The sequence below is a fragment of the Actinomadura opuntiae genome (assembly GCF_030283205.1).
GTDB lineage: Bacteria > Actinomycetota > Actinomycetes > Streptosporangiales > Streptosporangiaceae > Spirillospora.
This window is the reverse complement of the sequence record NZ_JASNWF010000012.1, coordinates 1-24,347: the sequence shown is the minus strand read 5'-3', so window position 1 is coordinate 24,347 and position 24,347 is coordinate 1. Positions and strand designations below refer to the sequence as shown.

Sequence of the window (24,347 nt, the reverse complement as noted above, 5' to 3'; positions counted from 1 at the left end):
ATTACATCGGCCGCGTGAACCCGCTCGCCCGCCCGGACGTCCGGGCGTCCGGGCGGGCGAGGGCCGTTCTGCGGCGAAATGGGGATTACGGGAGGCGGCAGGTGCCGTAGTCGGACTTCGCGGGGTCGCTCTCGGAGGTGCCCGTCAGCGTGAGCTTGGCCTTGTGCTCGGCGCCCGGGCCGGCCTTCGCCCACACCACGACGTCCGTGCCCTGGCCGTTCTTCGCGGTGGCCAGCTCGTTCGGCAACCAGGTCGTCCAGCCCTCGCCGTTCACCGCCGCCTTGAGGCGGAAGACGTCGGAGCCGTAGACGCCGGTGCCGCCCTTGCCGTGGTTGCCCACGCGCATCGTGCACTTCGCCCAGCCACCGCCGGCCGGCTCGGCGTTACCCGAATCGACCTTGACGCCGCGGCGCTGCGACCCGGCGCCGTCCAGCGAGCGGATCGCGACCGTGTACGACAGGACGCCGTTCTTGTCGCGCTTGAGGTCGAGCACGTAGAAGTGCAGCCGGTTCGCCTTGTCGACGTACTCGAACTCGCTGCCGGAGTTCGTCCCGGCGTGGAACAGCGCGTCCGACAGCTGGCGGTAGTCGCCGATCGTCATCTTCTGCGGCGTGCCGTCCGGCAGGACGAAGTCGGTCTTGTCGATGTCCTGCGGGTTGGCGTCCTCGACCCAGATGAAAGGCGCCCGGTCCTGGTCCTTGGTCTTCGCCAGCAGGACACCGGAGTCGGGCGTGAAGGAGTCCATGCCCATCCGGTCGACGACCTCGAGGGTGTAGTTGTCGAACTTGCCGCCGTCGCACAGCGGGTCGGTGCCGGTGTCGCAGGCCGGTTCCTTGTCGCCGCCCGTGCCCAACTGGAGGTTGACGCCCGCGAGCCCGCCCTCGCTCGGTTCGGCCGACCGCGCGGTGATCCGTGCGACGACCGTGCCGTCCTGCGCCAGGGTGTCCCGGTTCAGTTGCAGCACCTTGCTCGCGTCGACGATGCCGAGCTTGAGCTTGTTGCGCAGCATGTGCTCCGAGCCCATGGACGCGCCGCTGACCGCCGGGATCGTCCACCGGCTGTGCGGGCCGCCCGGCCCGTTGAAGCTGCCGCGACTCAGCATGTCCCACGGCCCGCTGTACGCGCGGCGCGGCGGCACCCCGTACGGGTTGTTGTAGTTGTCGCCGATGCCGAGGATGTGGCTGAACTCGTGCGCGAACACGGCCATCCCGGAGCTCTCCGCCTGCGTGGAGCTGCCGGTGACCGCGTTCGGCCAGATCGTCGCGCCGGCCTGCCAGGACGTCCAGTCCACGTACCGGGTCTTCACCCAGTTCGGCAGGGCCGGGTCGCCCGGCCCCCACTCGGCCGGGACGTCCTCCTTCGTCTGGAACTTCATCTGCCCGAACTCCTGCCAGGTGGAGCTCTCGTCCTGCCCGGCGCTGAGGAAGAAGACGAAGTCGAACTTCTTGGCGGTCTCCTCGCCGACGTCGGCGATCCACGCGGCGCGCGCGTCCTTGCGCAGGTCGCGGTTGCAGGTGTCGCCGGCGGGGCAGCCGGTGCCGCCCTGCATGCCGTCGACGCCGTACTCGTGGTCCTTGGCGGGCATCTGGTAGGCGCCGAACGCGGTGAGGTCCACGCCGTAGCGCCCGCCGGAGTCCTCCATCCAGTACTCGTGCAGGGTGTGGCCGTGGTTGAGGTCCTCGGGCTTGTTGAGGAAGTTCTGGTAGAACTTCGCGACCTGGTCGCGCGGGACGTCGCCGACCATGTTCGGGTTGCCGAAGATGGTGGAGTTCTTCGGCTGCGTGACCACGAACGGCTGGTTCGGGTAGTCGACGAGGACGACGGCGCCCTTGAAGTTCTTGATCGACCCCTCGTGGGCCGGGTCCGCCCACGAGGTGCCGGGGACCGAGGCGTAGTCGTCCCACGTCATGGTGTCGGGGAGCTCGTAGTTCTGCGGGTCGATGGGGCGCGGGCCGCCGGCCGCGTAACCGCGGGCGCCCGGCTGGGCCTGCTGCCAGGGCTGCGTCCGCGGCCAGTGCCGCATCTGCCAGGGGTTGGCGGTGGGCTTCGGGATCGGAGGTTTCGCCTGCGCGGCGGCCGGGACGGCCGCGAGGCCCGCGAGCAGCACCGCCGCCGTCACGGGCACCAGGAGCGTCTTCTTCGCGCGCATGTCTCCCCTGTCTCAGGTGGTTGCTGAGAACGTAAGGAGCGGCGTTCCGGCGCGCTACGGCCTACTTAGCCGATCCTGCGGGGTTCGTCCTGTCATGTCGCGCCGTGGCCGGTTCCGCGCGGGGCACTTCCAGGCTCGTCCACCAGCGACGGTGCTTACAGCAGCGAGCGCGCCGCGACGACGATGCCGTCCTCGTCGGAGTAGAGCCAGTCGCCCGGACGGAACTCCGCGCCGCCGAACGTCACCGGCACGTCCACCTCGCCGGCGCCGTCCTTGGCGCTCTTGCGCGGGTTGGAGCCGAGCGCCTTGACGCCGAGGTCGAGGTCGCGCAGCGCCGGCACGTCCCGGACGGCCCCGTTGATCACCACGCCGGCCCACCGGTTCGCCACCGCGGCCGCCGCGATCATGTCGCCCATCAGCGCCGACGCCAGCGAGCCGGCGCCGTCCACGACCAGCACCCGGCCCTCGCCGGGGCTGTTCAGCAGCTTCTTCACCAGGCCGTTGTCGCGGTGGCAGCGCACCGTCGAGACCGGGCCGGCGAACGCCGCGCGCGCCCCGTACTGCCGGAACTGCGTCTCGCAGCTGCGCAGCTCGTCCCCGAAGTCGTCGATGAGGTCAGCGGTCGCGAAGTCCATGCCCGGCAGCCTACTGGGCGGTAACCCCGTCGGCGGACGGGGCGTCGGTCGGCCGGCCGATCAGCCGGGACAGCACGATCGCGGTCTTGGTCGCGGTGATGTTGTCCTCGCGGCGCAGCCGCTCGAGGGCCTGCTCCAGGTGCTGGATGTCGCGCGCCCGCACGTGCACCAGCGCGCTCGCGTCGCCGCTGATCGTGTACGCGGCGACCACCTCGGGATGGCCGCGGACGCTGGAGTAGATCTCCTCCGGGGACGTCGCGCCGGTGCAGAAGATCTCGATGAACGCCTCGGTCGTCCAGCCGAGCGCGGCCGGGTCGACCACGGCCGCGAACCCGGTGATGACGCCGTCGGCGCGGAGCCGGTCGACCCGCCGCTTCACCGCCGGCGCCGACAGGCCGACCTTGTCGCCGATCTGCGCGTAGGAGGCGCGGCCGTCCTCGAGGAGCCGCGCAACGATTCGGCGGTCCAGCTCGTCAAGACGCAACAAATAACACCCCCGAAGTCGGTTTTCGTCATTGGTCGCTGATCTCCCCCGAACATACGCTGGATATGGACCGGCGGCCACCCGCCGCGTCCGGTCCCCTCCCCCTCGGCACCGGGCCCCCGCCCGGTGTCCCAGCGATGCCCCGGCCCGACCGGCCGGGCCCGACCGCGAGAAGGAGCGTCGTGACGCCGACCGAACAGCTGCGGGCGATGTCCGAGGAGCACAGCGCGCACAACTACCACCCGCTGCCGATCGTCGTGGCCGACGCCGAGGGCGCCTGGCTGACCGACGTCGAGGGCCGCCGCTACCTGGACATGCTGGCCGCCTACTCCGCGGTCAACTTCGGGCACCGCAACCCGCGCCTCACCGCGGCCGCCCGCCGCCAGCTCGACCGGGTCACCCTCGTCAGCCGCGCCTTCGACCACGACCAGTTCGGTCCGTTCGCCACCGAGCTGGCCGAGCTGTGCGGCAAGGACATGGTGCTGCCGATGAACAGCGGCGCCGAGGCCGTCGAGACCGCGCTGAAGACGGCCCGCAAGTGGGGCTACGAGGTGAAGGGCGTCCCCGCCGGGGAGGCGAACATCATCACCTTCGAGGGCAACTTCCACGGCCGCACCACCACGATCGTCAGCTTCTCCACCGACCCCGACGCCAAGGACTCCTACGGCCCCTACACGCCCGGCTTCCAGACCGTCCCGTACGGGGACGTCGACGCGCTGAAGGCCGCGATGGACAGCTCGACCGTCGGCGTGCTGATCGAGCCGATCCAGGGCGAGGCCGGGGTCAACGTCCCGCCGAGCGGGTTCCTGCGCGCGGTCCGCGAGCTGTGCTCCGCGAACGGCACGCTGATGATCGCCGACGAGATCCAGTCGGGGCTCGGCCGCACCGGCACGACCTTCGCCGTCGAGCACGAGGACGTCGTCCCCGATGTCTACATCCTGGGCAAGGCGCTCGGCGGCGGCATCATGCCGGTGTCGGCCGTCGTCGCCGACCGCGACGTGCTCGGGGTCTTCCGGCCCGGCCAGCACGGCTCGACGTTCGGCGGCAACCCGCTCGCCTGCGCGATCGGCCGCGAGGTGATCGCGATGCTGCGGACCGGCGAGTACCAGGAGCGCTCCCGCACGCTCGGCGCGCACATGCACGAGCGCCTCGGCCGGCTCCCCGGCGACCTGGTTCGCGAGGTGCGCGGGCGCGGCCTGTGGGCGGGCGTCGAGCTGCACGGCAAGGCGCGGCCGGTCAGCGAGCGGCTGATGGAGCTCGGCGTGCTCGCCAAGGAGACGCACGACACCACGCTGCGCCTCGCCCCGCCCCTGGTCATCGAGCGGGACGACCTGGACTGGGCCCTCGACCAGCTGGAGACCGCCCTCAAGGGCTGAGCCCCGCCCGGTAAAGAGTTCCCCGCGCCCCGCCTGTCACCGGCGGCCGGGCCGCCTGCGGGGGCATCGTGTGCGCATGCAGGCGAAGCGGTCCGCGCAGGACGCCCCCGAACACCGCAAGCCGGCCGGACGCAGGCGGCGGCGCGTGCTCGTCGGCTGCGGCGGGCTCGCGGTGACCGCGCTGCTGCTGCTCGGCGGCGGCGCGTACCTGCTGCAGAACGCCTACGACGACGGCGTGAAGCGGATCGCGGGGGCGATGCCCGAGCGCAGCGGCCGGCCCGCCTCGACCGGGCGCGGCGAGAACTGGCTGCTGATCGGGTCGGACCGGCGCGCGGACCTGCCGTCGATGGGCGCCCGGTCCGACACGGTCATGCTGGTGCACCTGTCCGGGCGGGACGGCCGGGTGTCGGTGATCGCGATCCCGCGCGACAGCTGGGTGCCGATCCCCGGGCACGGCAGCGGGAAGATCAACGCGGCGTTCTCCTACGGCGGCCCGAAGCTGCTGATCCGGACGGTCGAGCGGCTGAGCGGCGTGCGCGTCGACCACTACGCGGCACTGGACTTCGGCGGGTTCGTGAAGATGACCGACGCGCTCGGCGGCGTCGACGTCACCGTCGCCAAGCGCACCTACGACCCGATGCACAACCGGACGTGGCCCGCCGGGCACCAGCACCTGGACGGAGTGCAGGCGCTCGACTTCGTCCGGCAGCGCTGGAACCTGCCCGGCGGCGACCTCGACCGGATCAAGCGGCAGCAGGCGTTCCTGCACGCGCTGGCCGACAAGGCGCTCGACACCCGCAACCCGCTCAAGATCGACCGGTTCATCCGGGCGGCGGCGCACTCGGTGACCGTGGACGACTCGGTGACGTCGGGCACGCTGCGCGGGCTGGCGGCGCGGCTGCTGAAGACGCCGCTGCTGGAGTACCTGACCGTGCCGGTCGACCGGTTCGCCTCGCGGGGCGGGCAGAGCGTGGTGCTGCTGGACAGGGCGGCGGACGACGAGCTGTTCGCCGACGTCCGCGGCGACCGGGTCGGCGACTTCGTGGCCCGCAACGGCGCGGCGAACACGGTGGGCACCGTCCGCTGAGGTCCGGCCCGTCCCCGGTGTGACCTGTACGGATAAGTCGGGCATCAAAAGAATATGACGACCGAGGTCTGGATGGATTAGTCTAAGCGGACTAATCGGCTTCGACCAAGAAGGTCGCTCCATGTCCCGACCCCTCACACCGCTCGCGCTGACCGTGCTGCGCATGCTGTGCGACGGGCCCATGCACCCGTACGAGATGCAGCAGCGCATCCGCGACCACGCCTACGACCAGGCCGTCAAGATCACGCATGGTTCGCTGTACCACTCGGTGGAGCGGCTGGCGTCCGCCGGGCTGATCGAGCCGCTGGAGACCAGCCGCGAGGGCCGCCGGCCCGAGCGCACCGTCTACGCGGTCACCAGCGCCGGGCGCGACGCCGCGCACATCCGGCTCGCCGAGCTGCTGGCCAAGCCCGTCGAGGAGTTCCCGCTGTTCGGCACCGGGCTGGCGTTCGTCAACCTGCTGCCCGAGGCCGAGGTCGCCCGGCAGCTGCGGACCCGGGCCATCGCGCTGGAGGCGCTGCTCGTCGGGAACCAGGCGGCCAACGTCTCGCTCCGCAAGCGGGGGCTGGAGCGCTACAAGCTGCTCGACCAGGAATGGTCGATCGCCCGGTTCCGCGGCGAGCTGGAGTTCGTCCAGAGCCTGGCCGACGACCTGGAGTCCGGGCGGCTCACCTGGTCCGGCGAGGCGGGCGTGACCTCCTGCCACTCGCCCGACCAGCACGAACACTGCACCGACTATCACACCCGCATCGACAAGGGGGCACCATGAGCAAATGGCGCGGGAACCCGTGGGCGATCCTGCTAACGCTCTCCCTGGGTTTCTTCATGACGCTGCTCGACCTGACGATCGTGAACATCGCGATCCCGAGCATGATCGACAAGCTGGACGCCTCGCTGGACGAGGTGCTGTGGGTGGTCAACGCCTACATCCTGGTGCTGGCCGTGCTGCTCATCACCGCCGGCCGGCTCGGCGACCTGTGGGGCAAGAAGAACCTGTTCATCGCCGGCGTCGCGCTGTTCACCCTGTCCAGCCTGGCGTGCGGGATCTCCCAGGACCCGGCCCAGCTGATCGCGGCCCGCGCCGTGCAGGGTCTCGGCGCCGCGCTGCTGATGCCGCAGACCATGTCGATGATCATCAGCGTGTTCCCGGCGGAGCGGCGCGGCACCGCGCTCGGCGTCTGGGGCGCCGTCGCGGGCGTGTCCACCATCGCCGGCCCGACCATCGGCGGCCTGCTGGTGACCACCCTCGACTGGCGGTGGATCTTCTTCGTGAACCTGCCGATCGGCGTCCTCGTGCTGGCGATGGCCGTGCCGATCCTGCCCGCCCACATCCCCACCGTGAAGCACCGCTTCGACATCGCCGGAGTCGCGCTCGCCTCCGCCGGGCTGTTCTGCCTGACGTTCGCGCTGACCGAGGGCCAGAAGTACGAGTGGAACGAGGGCATCTGGGGCCTCATCGCGGCCGGCCTCGGGCTCTTCGTGATCTTCTACCTCTACCAGCGGACGCAGCAGGACCGCGAGCCGCTGGTGCCGTTCTCGCTGTTCCGCGACCGCAACTTCACGATCCTCAACTTCGTCGGCGCCGCCGTGTCGATTGGCATGATCGGCATGTTCCTGCCGATGACGATCTACATGCAGTCCGTGCTGGGCTTCAGCGCCCTCAAGGCCGGCCTCGTGATGGCGCCGTCCTCGGTCGTGTCGATGTTCCTCGCGCCGGTCGCCGGCAAGCTGTCGGACCGCATCGGCGGCAAGTTCATCCTGATGGGCGGCCTCACCCTCTACGCGATCGGCATGCTGTGGCTGGTGCTGGTCGCCGAGGTCGGGACGGGCTGGACCGCGTTCATCCCCGCGCTCGTCGTCGCCGGGTTCGGCATCGGCGGGGTGTTCGCGCCGATGGCCACCGAGGCGACCCGGCACGTGCCGCCCCGGCTGGCCGGCGCCGCGTCCGGGGTGAACAACACCGTCCGGCAGATCGGCTCGGTGCTGGGCAGCGCCGCCGTCGGCGCCGTCCTGCAGAACCAGCTCGCCTCCTCCCTCAAGGACGAGGCCGCGACCCGCGCGGCGGCGCTCCCGCCGGACGTGCGGCCCGGCTTCGTCAAGGGCTTCGCCGGCGCCGCCAAGGGCGGCCTGGAGGTCGGCGCGGGCCAGACCGGCACCCAGCAGAAGCTGCCGCCGAACGTCCCGCAGAGCGTGGTGCACCAGGTCCAGCAGGTCGCCGGGCAGGTCTTCACGCACGGCTTCGTGCACGCCATGAAGCCGACGATGATCCTGCCGATCGTCGTCATCCTGGCCAGCGCCGCCGCCTGCCTCGGCGTCAAGGGCTACCGCTCCACCCCCGCCCCCGGCCAGACCGACCCCGCCCCCGCCACAGCGAACACCTGACCCCGGCCACCGGCCACGGGCGGACGAGGCGTTTCACGCGGAGCGCCAGCGGAGCGTGAAACGCCTCGTCCGTCGTGACGGGGGCTCCAGGGGGTCGCCCCCTGGGCTAACACAGCCCGTGGTAGTCGCCCTCGTAGTAGATGAGGGGGCGGGCGTCGGGGGACGGGACGTCGAGGCTGAGGACCTCGCCGACGACGATGCTGTGGTCGCCGGCATCGTGCACGGCGTGGGTGCGGCATTCGAGTGCGGCGACGGCGTTCTTGAAGATCGCGGCGCCGGTGACGGGACCGCGGACGTGGTCCCAGCCCTGCAGCTGGCCGTCCAGCATGCGGCCGCGGGTGGCGAACCACTGCGAGGCGTCCCGCATCTCCTCGGCGAGCACCGACACCGCCCACTCGCCGGCGTCGAGCGCGAGGTCGTGGAACCGCGCGATCTTCTCGGGGCAGAACATCACCAGCAGCGGGTCCAGCGAGACCGAGGCGAACGCGTTCACCGTCATCGCGTGGTCGGTGCCGTCCACCACGCTCGTCACGATCGCGACGCCCGTCGCGAACCTGCCCACCACCCGCCGGAAGAGGCCGGGATCCACCCCGGGGTCCGCTTGGTCGCCGTTCACAAGGCGCACACCCTACCGAGCTCCCTACCCGCGGGTACGCGCCGCCCTCCCGGTGAGCCACTGCCCGGGCGGGCCGGGCGACGGGACCCGCGCCACCGCGATCCCCGCGGCCACCATGCCGCCGACGATGTACACATACCCCGCCAGCGTTCCCGGAACGACCAGGTCGCCCTCCGACCGCTGCATGGACATCACTATCACCACGACGCCCCACACCACCGCCGGCACCGCGGCGCCGATCTTGCCGCCCATCCCCCAGCCGGCCAGCCGGACGACGGCGTACACCAGCAGCACCAGCGCGACGGAGGTGACCGGCACGTCCCCGGCCGTCCACTGCTGGGCGTACGAGCCGACCAGGCCGAGGACGCCGCCGAGCAGGCCGAGCGCCGCGTACGCCGCGCCCGTCACCAGGGACTCCAGCGGCCCCTCCGCGGGCCCGGCCGTGCCGGCCGCGGACGCGCCGCCCGCCGCGCCGGCGGCGGGGCCGTCCTTGGCCAGGCTCACCCTGGCCTCGTCGTCCTCGTCCACGCCCTCAGCGTAGCGAGCGAATCAGGCGCCGGCGTCGCGCAGCCCGGCGAACAGGTCGGTCTCGCGGCGGCCGGGGCCGACCGGGCCGAGCTCGCCCGCCTGCAGGATGAAGTACTCGGTGCCGAACGCCTGCTGGCCGAGGTTGTTCGACAGCGCGAAGAACGGCCCGGCCTCCTCGGGCGCCACCGTGATCTGGGTGCGGTGCGCGCGCAGCGCGGCCAGTTTCGCGGGCAGGTGCGCGCGGGCGTCCACGACCGTGGTGACCTGCCCGTCCGGCACTCCGGAGCCCAGCTCGTCCAGCCCGGCGACCCGCGCGAACGGCAGCTTGGCCTCGCGCATCACCGCGATCGCCCGCGCCAGGACGGTGCGCGGGGTGGCGTAGGCGTAGAACTTCGCGGCCCGCCACGGCTCGCCGCCGCGGGTGAACGCCGGGTCGGCGGCGAGCTCGAACGCCCGCCAGGCGACGCGGTGCGCCTGGATGTGGTCGGGGTGCCCGTAGTTGCCGCGCTCGTCGTAGGTGACGATCACGTGCGGCCGGACCTCCCGGATGATCGTCGCGAGCTCGCCGGCCGCCTCGTCGACGTCGGCCCGCCAGAAGCAGCGCGGATCGTCGTTGGTGGCGGTGCCCATCATGCCCGAGTCGCGCCACCGGCCGGGGCCGCCGAGGTAGCGGTGGTCGCGCACGCCGAGCGCCGCGGCCGCGGCCGCCATCTCCCCGATCCGGTACTCGCCGAGGCGGTCCTCCTTGTCGGAGGCCAGGTGGCGCAGCTCTTCGGGGATGACTTCGCCCTCCTCGCCCAGCGTGCAGGTGACGAGACAGACGTGGGCGCCCTCGGCGGCGTACTTGGCCATGGTCGCCCCGGTCCCGATGGACTCGTCGTCCGGATGGGCGTGGACGAACAGGATCCGCGGCTCCTTCATGGTCACGAGCCTACTCAGGCTCCCCGGGCACGGCGATGACCGCCCTGCCCGGGGAGCCCGGCGGGCGGGCCGTCAGTCGTTCCCTCCGCCGCCGCCACCGGCACCGGTGCCGCCGCCACCACCGCCGTCACCGCCGCCGCCATCACCGCCGCCCGCGGTGTTCGTCGGGTTCGTCGTCGGCGAGTGCGAGGGCGGCGTCTCGCTGGTGGGCGCCTCGCTGGTCGGGGTCTCCCTGGTCGGGGCCTCGCTCGTCGGGACGCGCGTCGGCACCTTCGTGGGCAGGTGCGTGCGGGGGCGCGTCGGCTCGGTCGCCGTGGGCTCCTCGTCGGTCGGGCTGTCGGAGGTCGTCGCGGAGTCGGTGACCGTCGGGGACGTCCCCGGGTTCGGGGACTCGTTGTTGCCCCGGTTCGCCATGTACAGGCCGACGACCAGCGCGAGGACGGCGATCGCCGCGACCGCCGCGACGATCGGCCACTTGGACCGGCGCTCCGGCCCGAAGTCGTCGTAGCCGGTGTGCCGGCCGCCCTGGTACGGCGGCTGCTGGGCGGGCGGCAGCGTGCCGGTGTAGGCCGCGGGCGAGACCCGCTGCGTCCGCCCGCCGGGAGGCCCGCCCTGCGCGGCGCCGAACGCCGCGGCCGCGCCCGCGCCGGCGGCCAGCGTGGAGCCCTCGGCGAGCATCGTGGTCGCCTGGTTGGGGTCGTCCATCCGGGTCTGGCCGGCGCCGCCCGGGCCGCTGCCGATCAGCGCCATCATCAGCTGCTGCGCGGTCGGCCGCCGCTCGGGCTCCTTGACCAGGCACGCCGCGACCAGCCGGTGCAGGTCGGCGGGCACGCCCTCCAGGTACGGCGGCTCGTTCATCACCCGGTTGATCACCGCGACCACGGTGTCGTCGCCGAACGGCGGGTGCCCGGTCGCCGCGAACACCATGGTCGTCGCCCACGCCCACACGTCCACGGCCTCGGTGAGGGTCGCGCCCGCCACCTGCTCGGGGGCCATGTAGGACGGGGTGCCGATCGCCTTGGTGGCGTTGGTCTGGCCGGTGTCCAGCGCCCGCGCGATGCCGAAGTCGATCACCCGGGGGCCGTCCGGCGCCATGATGACGTTGTGCGGCTTGAAGTCGCGGTGCACGATCCCGGCCTGGTGGATCGCCACCAGCGCGGTCGCGGTGCCGATCGCCAGCCGGTCCAGCGCCGCGCCGGTGATCGGTCCGGTCTCGGTGACCTGCTTGTACAGCGACGGGCCCGGCACGTACTCGCTGGCGATGTAGGGCTGGTCGCCCGCGACGTCGGCCTCCAGCACCTGCGCGGTGCAGAAGCGGGCCACCTGCTTGGCGGCCTGCGCCTCGCGGACGAACCGGTTGCGCGCGCCGGCGTCGCCGGCCAGATCGGTGCGCAGCAGCTTGATGGCGGCCCTGTTACCCGAGGCGTCGACGCCCGCGTAGACGACCCCCTGGCCGCCTTCGCCGAGCCTCTCGACGATCTCGTACGAGCCCAGCCGCCGGGGATCGCCCGGCTGCAGCTCCGGCATGGACCACTCCTTCAACGCCCGCGAGGAACAAATGTGCTTGGGGAAGTCCTGAGCTTACGCGAGCGGGGGCACGGCCACCGGCCGTTCCCCGGCCGCGACGACCGCCCGGAATCATAGGGGCAGGCACCGGCGCCGCGCCGCCGTTCGGACAGGCTCGCGGGCTGGCAGACTCGGATGCCATGAGCATCAGCTATCCGCGGCAGAGCGCCCGCACCCGCCGTTTCACCCTCGGCGTCCCGCGCGCCTTCCAGATCGCGCCGGACGGGACGCGCGTGATCTTCCTGCGCACCAGGGCGGGCGACGATCCGGTGACCTGCCTGTGGACGCTCGACACCGGCACCGGCGAGGAGCGCCTCGTCGCCGACCCGGCCGCGCTGGACGTGCCCGGCGAGGAGAACCTGCCCGCCGCGGAGCGGGCCCGCCGCGAGCGCGCCCGCGAGCAGGCCGGCGGCATCGTCGGCTACGCCACCGACCGGGAGATGCGGCAGGCCGTGTTCACCCTCGGCGGCCGGCTCCACGTCGCCGACCTCGGCACCGGGCAGGTCAGGGAGCTGCCCGCGCAGGCGCCGGTGTTCGACCCGCGCCCCGACCCGGCGGGCCGCCGCGTCGCCTACGTGTCCGGCCGGACGCTGCGGGTGATCGAGATGGACGGCTCGGACGACCGGGCGCTCGTCCAGCCGGAGTCCGAGCAGGTCTCCTACGGCCTGGCCGAGTTCGTCGCGGCCGAGGAGATGGGCCGGATGCGCGGCCACTGGTGGTCGCCGGACGGCGGGACGCTGCTGGTCGCGCGGGTGGACGAGACGCCCGTGCAGCGCTGGCACATCGCCGACCCCGCCAACCCCGACCGGACCCCCGCCGAGATCGCCTATCCGGCGGCCGGGACGCCGAACGCGCTGGTGTCGCTGGTGCTGCTGAAGGTGGACGGCGGCCGGCTCGGCGTCGCGTGGGACCGCGGCACGTTCCCCTACGTCGTCACCGCGTCCTGGGACCGGCACGGCCTGCTGATCGTCGTGCAGCCGCGCGACCAGCGGTCCCAGCGGGTGCTGCGGGTCGACCCGTCCAACGGGGAGACGTCGCTGGTGCACAACGAGCACGACCCGGTGTGGACCGACATCGTGCCGGGCCTGCCCGCGCACACCGGGACGGGCGAGCTGGTGTGGGTCACCGAGGACCGCGAGACCGACACGCGCCGCATCACGATCGGCGGGAAGCCGGTCACACCGGGCGGCCTGCAGATCCGCTCGATCCTCGGGGTGGAGGGCGAGTCGATCCTGTTCACGGCCTCGGAGGAGCCCACCGAGGTCCACCTCTACTCCTACGACGCAGCGCATTCTCTGGGGGCGGACCCCCAGACCCCCGGGGCTGCCGCCCGAAGTGCGGGATCAGGCGACATCGTCCGGCTGACCGAGGGGCAGGGCGTGTTCGGCGGGGTCCGCGCGGCCGGTGTGACCGTGGTCACGGGGTCGCGGCTGGACCGGCCAGGCACCGAGGTCGAGGTGCGCGAGCCGTCCGGCATCCACCCGGTCGCGTCGCTCGCCGAGACGCCGGTGATCACACCGCGGGTGGAGCTGCTGCGCGCCGGGGACCGGGAGATCCGCACCGCGGTGGTGCTGCCGACCGGGTGGAAGCCCGGCGACGGGCGCCTGCCCGTCCTGATGGACCCCTACGGCGGCCCGCACGCGCAGCGGGTGCTGGCCGTCCAGCGGGCGTACTGCGAGGCGCAGTGGCTCGCCGACCAGGGCTTCGCCGTGGTGATCGCGGACGGCCGGGGCACGCCGGGCCGCGGCCCGGTCTGGGACCGCGCGGTCCGCGGCGACTTCGTCGAGCCGGTGCTGGAGGACCAGATCACCGCGCTGATCGAGGCGGCGCGGGTGCATCCGGCGGCGCTCGACCTGGACCGGGTCGGCATCCGCGGCTGGTCGTTCGGCGGCTGGCTGGCGGCGCTGGCGGTGCTGCGCCGCCCGGACGTGTTCCACGCGGGCATCGCGGGCGCGCCGGTCACCGACTGGCGGCTGTACGACACCCACTACACCGAGCGCTACCTCGGCCACCCCGAGGAGGAGCCGGAGTCCTACGCCGCCAACTCGCTGATCGAGATGGCCGGCGAGCTGAAGCGCCCGCTGATGATCATCCACGGGCTCGCCGACGACAACGTGGTCGCCGCGCACACGCTGCGGCTGTCGTCGGCGCTGCTGGCCGCCGGCCGCCCGCACACCGTCCTCCCCCTGTCGGGCGTCACCCACATGACCCCGCAAGAGGTGGTCGCCGAGAACCTCCTCCTCATCCAGGTCGAGTACCTCAAGACCGCCCTGGCTCGCTGAGTGGCCGCCCGACCGCCAAGGGCAATGCAAATCAACGCCGCCAGGACGTCCAGAGGGCGGCGTAGGAGCCGTCCTTGGCGAGGAGTTCGTCGTGGGTGCCGAGTTCGGTGATCCGGCCGTCCTCGACGACGGCGACGCGGTCGGCGTCGTGCGCGGTGTGCAGGCGGTGCGCGATCGCCACGACGGTCCGGCCGTCCAGGACGGCGGCGAGCGTGCGTTCCAGGCGGCGGGCGGCGCGCGGGTCGAGCAGCGACGTCGCCTCGTCCAGGACGAGCGTGTGCGGGTCGGCGAGGACGAGCCGGGCCAGCGCGAGCTGCTGGGCCTGCGCGGGCGACAGCGTCGCGCCGCCCTCGCCGACCTCGGTGTCGAGGTCGGGGCCGTCCCAGTCGACGGTCGCCAGGACGTCGCGGATCCGCGCGTCGGACGCGTCCGGGCGGGCCATCGCGAGGTTCTCGCGCAGCGTGCCGCGGAACACGTGGTGCTCCTGGGTGACGAGCGCGACGTGGCCGCGCAGGTCGTCCAGGGGCAGCTCGACCAGCGGGACGGGCGCGGCGGACCCGACCGTGACGGCGCCGGAGCGCGGGCCGTCGATCCCGGCGAGCAGGCGGCCCAGCGTGGACTTGCCGGCGCCGCTCGGCCCGACCATCGCCAGCCGCTCCCCCGGCCGCAGATCGAGGTCCACGCCGTGCAGGACGTCGTGCCCCGGACGGTAGGAGTAGCGGACGTCCCGGGCCGTGAGCCGCTCGCCGTCCGGGCGCCGTCCGCCCGCCTCCCGGTCGGGCGGGACGTTCCCGACGCCGAGCAGCCGGGCCAGTGACGCGCCGCCGAGTTGCAGCTCGTCCAGCCGCGACAGCAGCATGTCGACCGGTTCGATCAGCTGCTGGACGTAGAGGGTCGCGGCGGTGACCTGCGCGAGCGAGGCCATCCCGTGCGCGTAGAACAGGCCGCCGAAGAACAGCGTGGTCGCGACGGGCAGCACGAACCCGAACTCGGCGACCGGGAACAGCACGGTCCGCAGCCGCAGCGTGTACCGCTCGGCGGCGTAGCTGCGGGCGATGTCGGCGTCGCCGCGGGCGTGCCGGCGGTCGGCGAGCCCGAACGCCTCGACCGTCCGCGCGCCGTGCACGGTCTCGGCCAGACCGTCGGCGATCAGCGCCCAGGACGCGTTCTCGCGCAGGTAGCCGTCCCGGCAGCGCGGCAGGTACCAGCGCATCACGCCCCACAGGATCGGGACGGACACCAGGCACGGCAGCGCGACCAGCGGCCCGTTGATCAGCAGCGCGCCGAAGGTGGACGCGCCGACGACGAGCGCGACGAGGGTCTCCGGCACCGCCTCGCGCAGCGAGGTGCCGAGCGTGTCGACGTCCCGGGACGCCCGGGTGACCAGGTCGCCGGTGCCGGCCCGCTCGACCGCCGACAGCGGCAGCCCGAGCAGCCGGTCGACGAACTCCTCCCGCAGCTCGGCCAGGACGCGCTGGCCGAGCCGCGCGGAGGTGAAGTAGGCGTACCGGGTCAGCACGCCCTGCACGACCACGAACGCGGCGATGGCGAGCGCGGCCGTGTCGATGTGCGCGGTGCCGTCCCGGACGCCCTCGACGAGGTCGCCGAGCAGCCGGGGCGCGACGAGGCCGGACGCGGCGGCGAGGCCGTGCAGCGCCAGCGTCCCGGCGAGGGCGCGCGGATGCCGCAGCGCGATGCGCCGCGCGTACGCCCGCACCTGCGCGGGCTCGGCGACCGGCAGGATCTCACTGCTCACGTGTCCTCGGACCCTTCCGTGGTCGTTGCTTCCGTAGGCCGGGATTTCAGGGGCGCGGGACCGGCTCGCCTCGCGTGACGGTGGCGGCGTAGCGGGAGTCGGCGCGCAGGAGGTCGTGGTGGGTGCCCTCCGCGACGACGCGGCCGTCGTGGACGAACGCGACGTGCGCCGCGCGGTCCAGCATCAGCGGGCTGGTCGTGCACACGACGGTGGTGCGGCCCGCGCGGGCCTCGGCGAGCCGCTCGGCGATGCGCGCCTCGGTGTGCGCGTCGACGGCGCTGGTCGGCTCGACGAGGACCAGCACCTCGGGGTCGGCGGCGAGCGCGCGGGCCAGCCGCAGCCGCTGCCGCTGCCCGCCGGAGAACTCCCGTCCCGCCTCGGCGACGTGCCGGTCCAGGCCGGCCTCGGCGGCGATGTCCTCGGCGGACGCCGCGCGCAGCGCCGCATCGAGCACGGCGGCAGGCGTGCCGGGCGGTGCGAGGGCCTCGGCGAGGGTGCCGGCGAACAGCCGGTCCTCGTTGACCGCGACCAGGACGCGGCGGCGCAGCCCGGCGACCTCGCGCAGCGGGACGCCGGCGAAGTCGACGTCGCCGGGCGCGTACCGGCCGAGCCGGTCGGCGATGGCCTGCGCGTCGCGCGGCTGCGCGGCGGCGATGGCGGTGACCCGCCCCGGCCGCACCACCAGGCCGGACGCGATGTCGACGAGCTCGGCGGGCCCGGCCGGGCGGGCGGTGCCGCCGTCCGGCGCCGGCTTCAGGTCCAGCAGCCGGACGACCCGCCGCGCCGCCACCAGCCCCTTGGTGATCTTGCCGGCGGCCTCGCCGATCGTCCGCAGCGGGACGATCAGGAACACCGCGTAGCCGTAGCAGGACACCAGGTCGCCGACGCCGATCTCGCCGCGCTCCACGTAGTGCGCGCCCGCCCACGTCACGGCGGCGATCAGCAGGCCGGGCAGCAGCACCTCGGCACCGGAGATCCGGGACTCGGCGCGGGCCGCGGCGACGCCCGCGTCGCGGACCCGGCCGGAGACGCCGCGGTACCGGCGGGAGAACAGCCGCTCCCCGCCGATGCCGCGCAGGACCCGCAGCCCCTCCACCAGGTCGGTGGCGCGGCCGTTCAGCTCGCCGACCAGCTCGCGGTGGACCTCCTCGCGCTCGCGGAACGGGCGCAGCAGGGGCGCGGCGAGCAGCAGCACGAGCGGGACGCCGACCAGCACGATCAGGCCGAGCTTCGGCGCCGTCACCAGCAGCACGGCCGCCACCACGGCGATCGCGACGACGGCGCCGGAGCCGCGGCAGACGATGTCGACGACGTCGCCGAGGTGCGCGACGTCGGACAGGCCGATGCTGACGACCTCGCCCGCGCCGAGCCGCTTCGGCAGCGTCGCGCCGAGCCGGGTGGCGTGCCGGGTGACGATCTGGACGGTCCGGTACGCCGACGACAACCACAGGAACACCGCGCGCCGGTGCCGGAGGATCCCGGTCGCGGCCTGCACGCCGCCGAGGACGAGCAGCGCGCCCGTCCAGAGGGCGAGCGCCCCGTCGTCGCGGCCCGCGACGCCCTCGCCGATGGCGCGGCCGATCGCGGCGGGCATCAGCGCCTGGCTGACCATCCAGCCGACGCCGAGCAGGGCGCCGACCAGCACGCCGCGCCACTCGACGCGCAGCAGCCACAGCAGGTACCGGGCGGGGGATCGGTGGTCGGGGCTGCCTGGATCTTTCTCCGGCAACGGTTTCACCGGACGAAGATATGCGGGTGCCCCCGCCGGGATCGAACGGTTTTTCCGGCCCGCACCGGACGGCCGCGCGGCCCGGGCCGGCGCGCCGGAGGGGATTTCCGGACAGTCCCTGACCCGCCCCGCGGACGATCACAGGGGTGCGCGGGAAGGTGAGGACACGCTAAGGTCGGAGGGCACGGAGCGATGCTCCTCCGCTCCTCCAGCCGGGACTCCGGCGGCTACGCAGATGCCGCTCCCCCGGTGCGGCCCGGCCCTGGCGTCCTGCCATCGCAGGAATAACCGGAACGGTCCGGCCGTTGCCAGTGCCGTCGCCAGCCCCGACTTATCCGGAAGCTCAGTGAGCACTATCAGTCACCAGACGCGCCCCTTCACGCCAGGGGCCGCGCCCGCCGGTCAGGACAGGGTCGACCTGCTCCTCATCGACGACGACCCCTCCGACGTGCTGATGGTCGAGAAGATGCTCGCCGACAGCGGCCTGGACGCGCTGATCACCGTCGCGGCGGACCTGCCGACCGCGCGGCGCCGGCTGACCCGCCGCACCCAGTGCATCATCGTGGACCTGTCCGCGCCGGGGATCGACCGGCTGGAGGGGCTGCGGCAGGTGCTGGACATGTCCGGGACGGCCGCGGTGGTGGTGCTGACCGGGCTCGACGACGCGGGCCTCGGCGTCCGCGCGGTCGCCGCCGGCGCCGAGGACTACCTGGTCAAGCAGGAGGTCGACGGCCCGCTGCTGGCCCGCGCGGTGCGCTATGCCATAGAGCGCAAGCGCTCGGAGGAGACCGAGCGGCGGCTGGTCGAGGCGCGCATCCTCGGCCGCGAGAACGCGCGGCTGGAGCGCGGGCTGCTGCCCGTCCCGCTGATCGACGACCCGTCGCTGCGGCACCACACCCGCTACCGGCCCGGCCGGCGCCGGGCGCTGCTGGGCGGCGACTTCTACGACACCGTGCAGACCGAGGGCGGCGCCGTTCACCTGATGATCGGCGACGTGTGCGGGCACGGCCCGGACGAGGCCGCCCTCGGCGTCCAGCTGCGGATGGCGTGGCGGACGCTGGTGCTGGCCGGGCACACCGGCGAGCAGCTGCTCGGCACCCTCGACACCGTCCTCGGGCACGAGCGGCGCAGCGAGGAGATCTTCACCACCCTCTGCATGATCACGATCGCGCCGTCCCGGCGGACCGCGCGGATGCACCTGGCCGGGCACCCCGCGCCGCTGCTGTTCCGCGACGAGCCGGACGGCGGCGGCTTCGAGGTCGCGGCGCTGCCGGAGTACGCGCACGGGCCGGCGCTCGGCCTGGTGCCGGGCGCGGAGTGGCCGACGACGGAGATCGACCTCGGCGAGGCGTGGGGGCTGATGCTCTACACCGACGGCCTGATCGAGGGGCGGGTCGGGGACGGGTCGAGCCGGCTCGGCACCGACGGCCTGGTCGGGCTGGCGCGCGCGGCCCGCGGCAGGGGCGCCACCGGGCGGTCGCTGATCGACGCGCTGGTGACCGAGGTGGAGCGCCTCAACGGCGACGCCCTGACCGACGACCTGGCCGTGCTGCTGCTGTCCCGGCAGGCCACAGCGTCGTGATCTTCGCCACGGCCGCGTCCTGACCGCACATCTGCGGCGGCCGGTCAATGTCGCCTGCGTCACTGCGCGGACGAGTTCCCGGACCTGCTGTGAACTCACTCACGATCAAGGACCGCCCAGGTCACGGCGATGCCCGTCCCTGCTCGATTCATAGCCTGCGGCTATCAGAATGAGTGCGCTGATGACTTGGTGCTCTTGTCCAAATTGGACATAGCGTTCGCGACGTGGCTATAGCGATACCTGCGATCTACCGATCGACCGTCGGCAAGAAGGCCGTCATGGCCGTGACCGGCGCCGTCCTGGTGCTGTTCCTCATCGCGCACATGATCGGGAACCTGAAGATCTTCCTGGGCGAGGGGGACTTCGACCACTACGCGCACTGGCTGCGCACGATGGGCGAGCCGGCCCTGCCGCACCGCGTGCTGCTGACGCTCCTGGAGATCGTGCTGACGGTCTCGGTCGTCCTGCACATCTGGTCGGCGGTGTCGCTCGGCAAGCGCGCCGCGCACGCCCGGCCCGTCAAGTACCGGTCGAAGAAGAAGTCGCACGCGCAGGGCTACGCCACCTACACGATGCGGTACGGCGGCATCGTCGTCGCGCTGTTCATCATCTGGCACCTGCTGGACCTCACCTTCTTCGCGGTGAACCCGCTGGGCTCGGACGCCACCCCCTACGACCGGGTCATCGCCGACTTCGACGGCTCCCGCTGGTACATCACCATCTGGTACGTCCTCGCGGTCCTGCTGGTCGGCCTGCACCTCAACCACGGCATCTGGAGCGCGTTCCAGACCCTCGGCCTGCGCAGCCCGCGCAGCAACGGCGCGCTGCGCGCCCTCGCGGGGACGGTCGCCGCCGTGGTGACCCTCGGCTTCATCGCCGTCCCGATCTCCGTCACCTTCGGATGGGTGAGCTGACATGAGCGACAGCTTCTACAAGTCCGGCGAGCCGATCGTCGACACCAAGGCGCCCAAGGGCCCGATCGAGGACCGCTGGACGACCCGCAAGTTCGAGGCCAAGCAGGTCAACCCGGCCAACAAGCGCAAGAAGAAGATCATCATCATCGGCACCGGCCTGGCGGGCGGCTCGGCCGGGGCCACGCTCGGCGAGGCCGGCTACCACGTCCAGCAGTTCTGCTTCCAGGACAGCCCGCGCCGCGCCCACTCGATCGCCGCGCAGGGCGGCATCAACGCCGCGAAGAACTACCGCAACGACGGCGACAGCGTCTACCGGCTGTTCTACGAGACGGTCAAGGGCGGCGACTTCCGCTCCCGCGAGTCGAACGTGTACCGGCTCGCCGACATCTCCCGGCAGATCATCGACCAGTGCGTCGCGCAGGGCGTCCCGTTCGCCCGCGAGTACGGCGGCCTGCTCGACAACCGCTCGTTCGGCGGCACGCAGGTGTCCCGCACGTTCTACGCCCGCGGCCAGACGGGCCAGCAGCTGCTGCTCGGCGCCTACCAGGCGCTGATGCGGCAGGTCGACGCCGGGAACGTGGAGCTGTACCCGCGGCACGAGATGCTCGACCTGATCATGGAGGACGGGCGGGCCCGCGGCGTCGTCGTCCGCAACCTGATCACCGGCGAGATCAAGCACTACACCGCCGACGCGGTGGTGCTGGCGTCCGGCGGCTACGGCAACGTGTACTTCCTGTCCACCAACGCGATGGGCTCGAACGTCACCGCGTCCTGGCGCGCGCACCGGCACGGCGCCCTGTTCGCCAACCCCTGCTACACCCAGATCCACCCGACCTGCATCCCGGTCAGCGGCGACCACCAGTCCAAGCTGACGCTGATGTCGGAGTCGCTGCGCAACGACGGCCGCGTCTGGGTGCCGAAGAAGGCCGGCGACACCCGCAGGCCGTCCGACATCCCCGAGGACGAGCGCGACTACTACCTCGAGCGCATCTACCCGTCCTTCGGCAACCTGGTCCCCCGCGACATCGCGTCCCGCGCGGCCAAGAACGTCTGCGACGAGGGACGCGGCGTCGGCCCCGGCGGCCTCGGCGTCTACCTCGACTTCGCCGACGCGATCCAGCGGCTCGGCCGCGACAAGGTCGAGGCCAAGTACGGCAACCTCTTCGAGATGTACGAGCGCATCACCGGCGAGAACCCGTACGAGACGCCGATGCGCATCTACCCCGCCGTGCACTACACGATGGGCGGGCTGTGGGTCGACTACGACCTGGAGTCGACGATCCCCGGCCTGTTCGTGATCGGCGAGGCGAACTTCTCCGACCACGGCGCCAACCGGCTCGGCGCGTCCGCGCTGATGCAGGGCCTCGCCGACGGCTACTTCGTACTGCCGAACACCATCAACGACTACATCGCCCGCAACGCCCTCCCGCCCGTCGACGAGAAGAACATCGCCGCGGCCGAGGAGCGGGTGACCTCGCGCATCGAGAAGTTCCTGTCGATCGACGGGGACCGCTCCGTCGACTCCTTCCACCGCGAGCTCGGCCACATCATGTGGGAGTACTGCGGCATGGAGCGCACCGAGGAGGGCCTGCGCAAGGCGCTGGAGCTCATCCCGGCGCTGCGCGAGGAGTTCTGGCAGCGCGTCAAGGTCACCGGCAAGGGCGAGGAGCTCAACCAGCAGCTGGAGAAGGCCGGCCGCGTCGCCGACTTCTTCGAGCTCGCCGAGCTGATGGTGATCGACGCCCTGCACCGCACCGAGTCCTGCGGCGGCCACTTCCGGGCCGAGAGCCAGGACGAGGACGGCGAGGCCAAGCGCGACGACGACAACTTCGGTTACGTCGCCGCCTGGGAATGGGCCGGCGAGGGCGAGCAGCCCGTCCTCCACAAGGAGGACCTGAACTTCGAATACGTCCACCCGACGCAGAGGTCGTACAAGTAATCATGAAGCTCACACTGCGCGTCTGGCGCCAGAGCGGCCCCCAGGACAAGGGGAAGATGGTCGAGTACAAGCTCGACGACGTCTCCCCGGACGCCTCGTTCCTGGAGATGCTGGACGTCCTCAACGAGAAGCTCATCGCCGGGGGCGAGGAGCCGGTGGCGTTCGACCACGACTGCCGCGAGGGCATCTGCGGCATGTGCTCGCTGGTGATCAACGGGACCCCGCACGGCCCCGAGGAGCGCACCACCACCTGCCAGCTGCACATGCGCAAGTTCCGCGACGGCGAGGTCATCGACGTCGAGCCGTGGCGCGCCAAGGCGTTCCCGGTCGTCAAGGACCTCGTGGTGGACCGCTCCGCGTTCGACCGGATCATCCAGTCCGGCGGGTACATCACCGCGCCGACCGGCACCGCCCCGGAGGCGCACTCCACGCCCGTCCCGAAGCCGGACGCCGACCGGGCGTTCGAGGCCGCCGAGTGCATCGGCTGCGGCGCCTGCGTCGCGGCCTGCCCGAACGGCTCGGCGTCGCTGTTCCTCGGCGCGAAGGTCACCCACCTCGGCCTCATGCCGCAGGGCCAGCCGGAGCGCTGGGACCGCGTCGTGTCGATGCTGGAGACCCACGACGAGGAGGGCTTCGGCGGCTGCACCAACACCGGCGAGTGCGTCGCGGTCTGCCCGAAGGGCATCAAGCTCGACGTGATCGGAAGCCTGAACCGCGACTACCTGAAGGCGACCGCCGGCGGCAAGAAGCGCTGACGCGTCGACTGAGCGCCAGCGAAGGAGCGCGTCAGCGGGCCCTTGCCGGGGGGTCTGGGGGGTCGTCCCCCCAGATAGAACACTGACGGGAACCTGTAGGCCACGGCCCCGCCCGGAGCACCGGGCGGGGCCGCTCTAGTGTGTGCGCATGACGATTACCTTGGTCCCCTACCACCAGGACGAACTCCTCCCCGGCACGACGTTCCCGCTCCCCGAGGCCGAGGTGGTCACGGTCACCCGCGAGTTCCCCGACGGCGACGTCTGGACGCGGGTCGCCGCGCTCTACGAGCCCGTCGCCGCCGAGGTCGCCGCGCAGGTCGCGAATGGAACGGTCCCATCGGTGGTCTCCGGCGACTGCCTGGTCTCCGAGGCCGTCCTCGCCGGCGTGCAGCGCGCCGGGGTGGACGCCTCGATCGTGTGGTTCGACGCGCACGGCGACGTCCAGACGCCGGAGACCACCACGTCCGGGTACATCGGCGGGATGCCGCTGCGGCAGATTCTCGGCGACCACCCCGAACTGCTGTCGTCGCGGCTGGGCCTGCGCCCGCTGCCCGAGGACCGGGCCGTCCTGGTGGACGCCCGCGACCTCGACCCGGCCGAGGCCGACTTCCTCGCCTCGTCCCAGGTGCGCCGCTGCCCGGTGGACGAGATCGACCTGCCGAACGGCCCGCTCGTCCTGCACGTCGACGTGGACGTGGTCGACAAGGCCGACCTGCCGGGACTGAAGTTCCCCGTGGGCGACGGCCCGTCCTTCGACGCCGTCGTCGAGGCCGTGCGGCGCGTGAAGGCCACCGGCCGCGTCGCCGCCCTCGACATCGCCTGCCCCTGGCACCCGCCGCAGGCCGGCGACGACCCCGTCCGCGCCCGCCTCCTCGCCGCCCTCCTGGCGGACTGACCCACCGGAAACCCTGGGCCGGGCGGTACCGCGTGCCCTACCATGCTCGATATGCACGTGCATAAGACAGTGCATCAGCATGAGCACATGCACGGTACTCCAGGAGTGTCGTTCGCGCTGCACCGGTCGATCGTCTGCGTGGACGTCGAGAAGTTCGGCGTCCGCGCGAACCCCGACCAGCTCACCGTCCGCGACGCCATGTTCCACGCCCTGGACACGGCGTTCGCCGAGTCACGGGTGCCCTTGGAGCACGTCGCCTACGAGGACCGGGGCGACGGGGCCCTGATCCTCGTCGACCCCGACGTGCCGAAGGAGCACCTCGCCGGGGCCTTCCCGGCGAGGCTGCCGGCCCGCCTCGACCGGCACAACGCCGCCGCCGCGGCCGGGGCCCGCTTCCGGCTCCGGATGGCGGTGCACGCCGGGGAGGTGCACTACGACCGGCACGGCGTGGCGGGCAGCGCGATCAACCTGCCGTTCCGGCTGCTGGAGGCCGGCGCCCTCAAGGAGGCCCTGCGCGACTCCGCGGGCGCCCTCGCGGTGATCGCGTCGGAGTGGTTCTACACGGAGGTCATCGCGCAGAACCGGACGTGCGAGGCCGCCGCCTACCGGCGCGTCCGCGTCTCGGTCAAGGAGACGCGGACGCCCGCCTGGACACGGGTGCTGCCCGCCGGCCCCGTCGCCGCGGGGACGGCCGCCGTGCCCGCCGGCCCGCTCGCCTCCGGCACGGCGCCGCGCCGGACCGGCTCCCGCG

20 protein-coding genes are annotated in these 24,347 nt (G+C 72.8%); 11 read left to right on the top strand and 9 right to left on the bottom strand.

Annotated features, from left to right (window positions below):
• Window positions 1-85 precede the first annotated feature (85 nt).
• From QP089_RS25435 to QP089_RS25425, 3 genes are all read right to left on the bottom strand, one after another.
• Window positions 86-2,149, bottom strand: a complete 2,064-nt coding sequence (locus tag QP089_RS25435) for a M6 family metalloprotease domain-containing protein (protein WP_285914564.1) — start codon at window positions 2,147-2,149, stop codon at window positions 86-88.
• A 155-nt stretch (window positions 2,150-2,304) separates the two neighbouring features.
• Window positions 2,305-2,784, bottom strand: coding sequence for a ribonuclease E activity regulator RraA (gene rraA, locus QP089_RS25430; RefSeq protein WP_285914562.1), 480 nt, complete (start codon window positions 2,782-2,784; stop codon window positions 2,305-2,307).
• A gap of 10 nt (window positions 2,785-2,794) precedes the next feature.
• Window positions 2,795-3,268, bottom strand: a complete 474-nt coding sequence (locus QP089_RS25425; RefSeq protein ID WP_285914559.1) for an Lrp/AsnC family transcriptional regulator — start codon at window positions 3,266-3,268, stop codon at window positions 2,795-2,797.
• A 209-nt stretch (window positions 3,269-3,477) separates the two neighbouring features.
• On the opposite strand from QP089_RS25425, the gene rocD reads away from it, so the two are divergent.
• The 4 genes from rocD to QP089_RS25405 all read left to right on the top strand — a co-directional run bounded on the left by rocD (window position 3,478) and on the right by QP089_RS25405 (window position 8,113).
• A complete protein-coding gene (gene rocD / locus QP089_RS25420) occupies window positions 3,478-4,644 on the top strand; it encodes an ornithine--oxo-acid transaminase (RefSeq protein ID WP_446474087.1) in 1,167 nt (388 codons plus the stop codon).
• A gap of 76 nt (window positions 4,645-4,720) precedes the next feature.
• Complete coding sequence (locus QP089_RS25415; RefSeq protein WP_285914555.1) at window positions 4,721-5,731, top strand: LCP family protein; 1,011 nt, start codon at window positions 4,721-4,723, stop codon at window positions 5,729-5,731.
• 121 nt (window positions 5,732-5,852) lie between these two features.
• Window positions 5,853-6,500, top strand: a complete 648-nt coding sequence (locus QP089_RS25410; protein ID WP_285914553.1) for a PadR family transcriptional regulator — start codon at window positions 5,853-5,855, stop codon at window positions 6,498-6,500.
• Window positions 6,497-8,113 (top strand): DHA2 family efflux MFS transporter permease subunit, encoded by a 1,617-nt coding sequence (locus QP089_RS25405; protein WP_285914550.1) that lies wholly within the window; start codon window positions 6,497-6,499, stop codon window positions 8,111-8,113. The genes QP089_RS25410 and QP089_RS25405 overlap by 4 nt, the downstream gene beginning before the upstream one ends.
• A 106-nt stretch (window positions 8,114-8,219) precedes the next feature.
• Here the strand turns inward: QP089_RS25405 and QP089_RS25400 are convergent, their stop codons facing one another.
• From QP089_RS25400 to QP089_RS25385, 4 genes are all read right to left on the bottom strand, one after another.
• Window positions 8,220-8,729, bottom strand: a complete 510-nt coding sequence (locus QP089_RS25400; protein WP_285914549.1) for a flavin reductase family protein — start codon at window positions 8,727-8,729, stop codon at window positions 8,220-8,222.
• Window positions 8,730-8,753: 24 nt separating this feature from the next.
• On the bottom strand, window positions 8,754-9,257 hold the full coding sequence (locus QP089_RS25395; protein ID WP_285914548.1) for a DUF6113 family protein: 504 nt from the start codon (window positions 9,255-9,257) through the stop codon (window positions 8,754-8,756).
• Between the two features lie 21 nt (window positions 9,258-9,278).
• Window positions 9,279-10,178, bottom strand: coding sequence for an N-acetyl-1-D-myo-inositol-2-amino-2-deoxy-alpha-D-glucopyranoside deacetylase (mshB, locus tag QP089_RS25390; RefSeq protein WP_285914546.1), 900 nt, complete (start codon window positions 10,176-10,178; stop codon window positions 9,279-9,281).
• A gap of 72 nt (window positions 10,179-10,250) precedes the next feature.
• Complete coding sequence (locus QP089_RS25385; protein ID WP_285914545.1) at window positions 10,251-11,705, bottom strand: serine/threonine-protein kinase; 1,455 nt, start codon at window positions 11,703-11,705, stop codon at window positions 10,251-10,253.
• A 179-nt stretch (window positions 11,706-11,884) separates the two neighbouring features.
• On the opposite strand from QP089_RS25385, the gene QP089_RS25380 reads away from it, so the two are divergent.
• Window positions 11,885-14,026, top strand: a complete 2,142-nt coding sequence (locus QP089_RS25380; RefSeq protein ID WP_285914543.1) for a S9 family peptidase — start codon at window positions 11,885-11,887, stop codon at window positions 14,024-14,026.
• 31 nt (window positions 14,027-14,057) lie between these two features.
• Here QP089_RS25380 and QP089_RS25375 read toward each other — a convergent pair whose 3' ends face one another.
• Both QP089_RS25375 and QP089_RS25370 read right to left on the bottom strand, forming a co-directional pair.
• Window positions 14,058-15,782 carry an ABC transporter ATP-binding protein gene (locus tag QP089_RS25375; protein ID WP_285914542.1) on the bottom strand — a complete coding sequence of 575 codons (1,725 nt, stop codon included), beginning with the start codon at window positions 15,780-15,782 and terminating at the stop codon, window positions 14,058-14,060.
• Between the two features lie 46 nt (window positions 15,783-15,828).
• Window positions 15,829-17,520 carry an ABC transporter transmembrane domain-containing protein gene (locus QP089_RS25370; RefSeq protein ID WP_285914541.1) on the bottom strand — a complete coding sequence of 564 codons (1,692 nt, stop codon included), beginning with the start codon at window positions 17,518-17,520 and terminating at the stop codon, window positions 15,829-15,831.
• Window positions 17,521-17,857: 337 nt separating this feature from the next.
• Between QP089_RS25370 and QP089_RS25365 the strand changes: the two genes are divergently transcribed.
• From QP089_RS25365 to QP089_RS25340, 6 genes are all read left to right on the top strand, one after another.
• Window positions 17,858-19,093, top strand: coding sequence for a PP2C family protein-serine/threonine phosphatase (locus QP089_RS25365; RefSeq protein ID WP_446474084.1), 1,236 nt, complete (start codon window positions 17,858-17,860; stop codon window positions 19,091-19,093).
• 224 nt (window positions 19,094-19,317) lie between these two features.
• Window positions 19,318-20,007: a succinate dehydrogenase cytochrome b subunit gene (locus QP089_RS25360; RefSeq protein WP_285914539.1), complete on the top strand. Its 690-nt coding sequence runs from the start codon at window positions 19,318-19,320 to the stop codon at window positions 20,005-20,007.
• 1 nt (window position 20,008) lies between these two features.
• Complete coding sequence (locus tag QP089_RS25355; RefSeq protein WP_285914536.1) at window positions 20,009-21,946, top strand: fumarate reductase/succinate dehydrogenase flavoprotein subunit; 1,938 nt, start codon at window positions 20,009-20,011, stop codon at window positions 21,944-21,946.
• Window positions 21,947-21,948: 2 nt separating this feature from the next.
• The gene (locus QP089_RS25350) at window positions 21,949-22,701 is read left to right on the top strand and encodes a succinate dehydrogenase/fumarate reductase iron-sulfur subunit (protein WP_285914535.1); all 753 of its coding nucleotides are present in this window, start codon (window positions 21,949-21,951) and stop codon (window positions 22,699-22,701) included.
• Between the two features lie 148 nt (window positions 22,702-22,849).
• The gene (locus QP089_RS25345; protein ID WP_285914534.1) at window positions 22,850-23,596 is read left to right on the top strand and encodes an arginase family protein; all 747 of its coding nucleotides are present in this window, start codon (window positions 22,850-22,852) and stop codon (window positions 23,594-23,596) included.
• A gap of 87 nt (window positions 23,597-23,683) precedes the next feature.
• On the top strand, window positions 23,684-24,347 hold a 664-nt coding region (locus QP089_RS25340; protein WP_285914533.1), incomplete at its 3' end, for a hypothetical protein.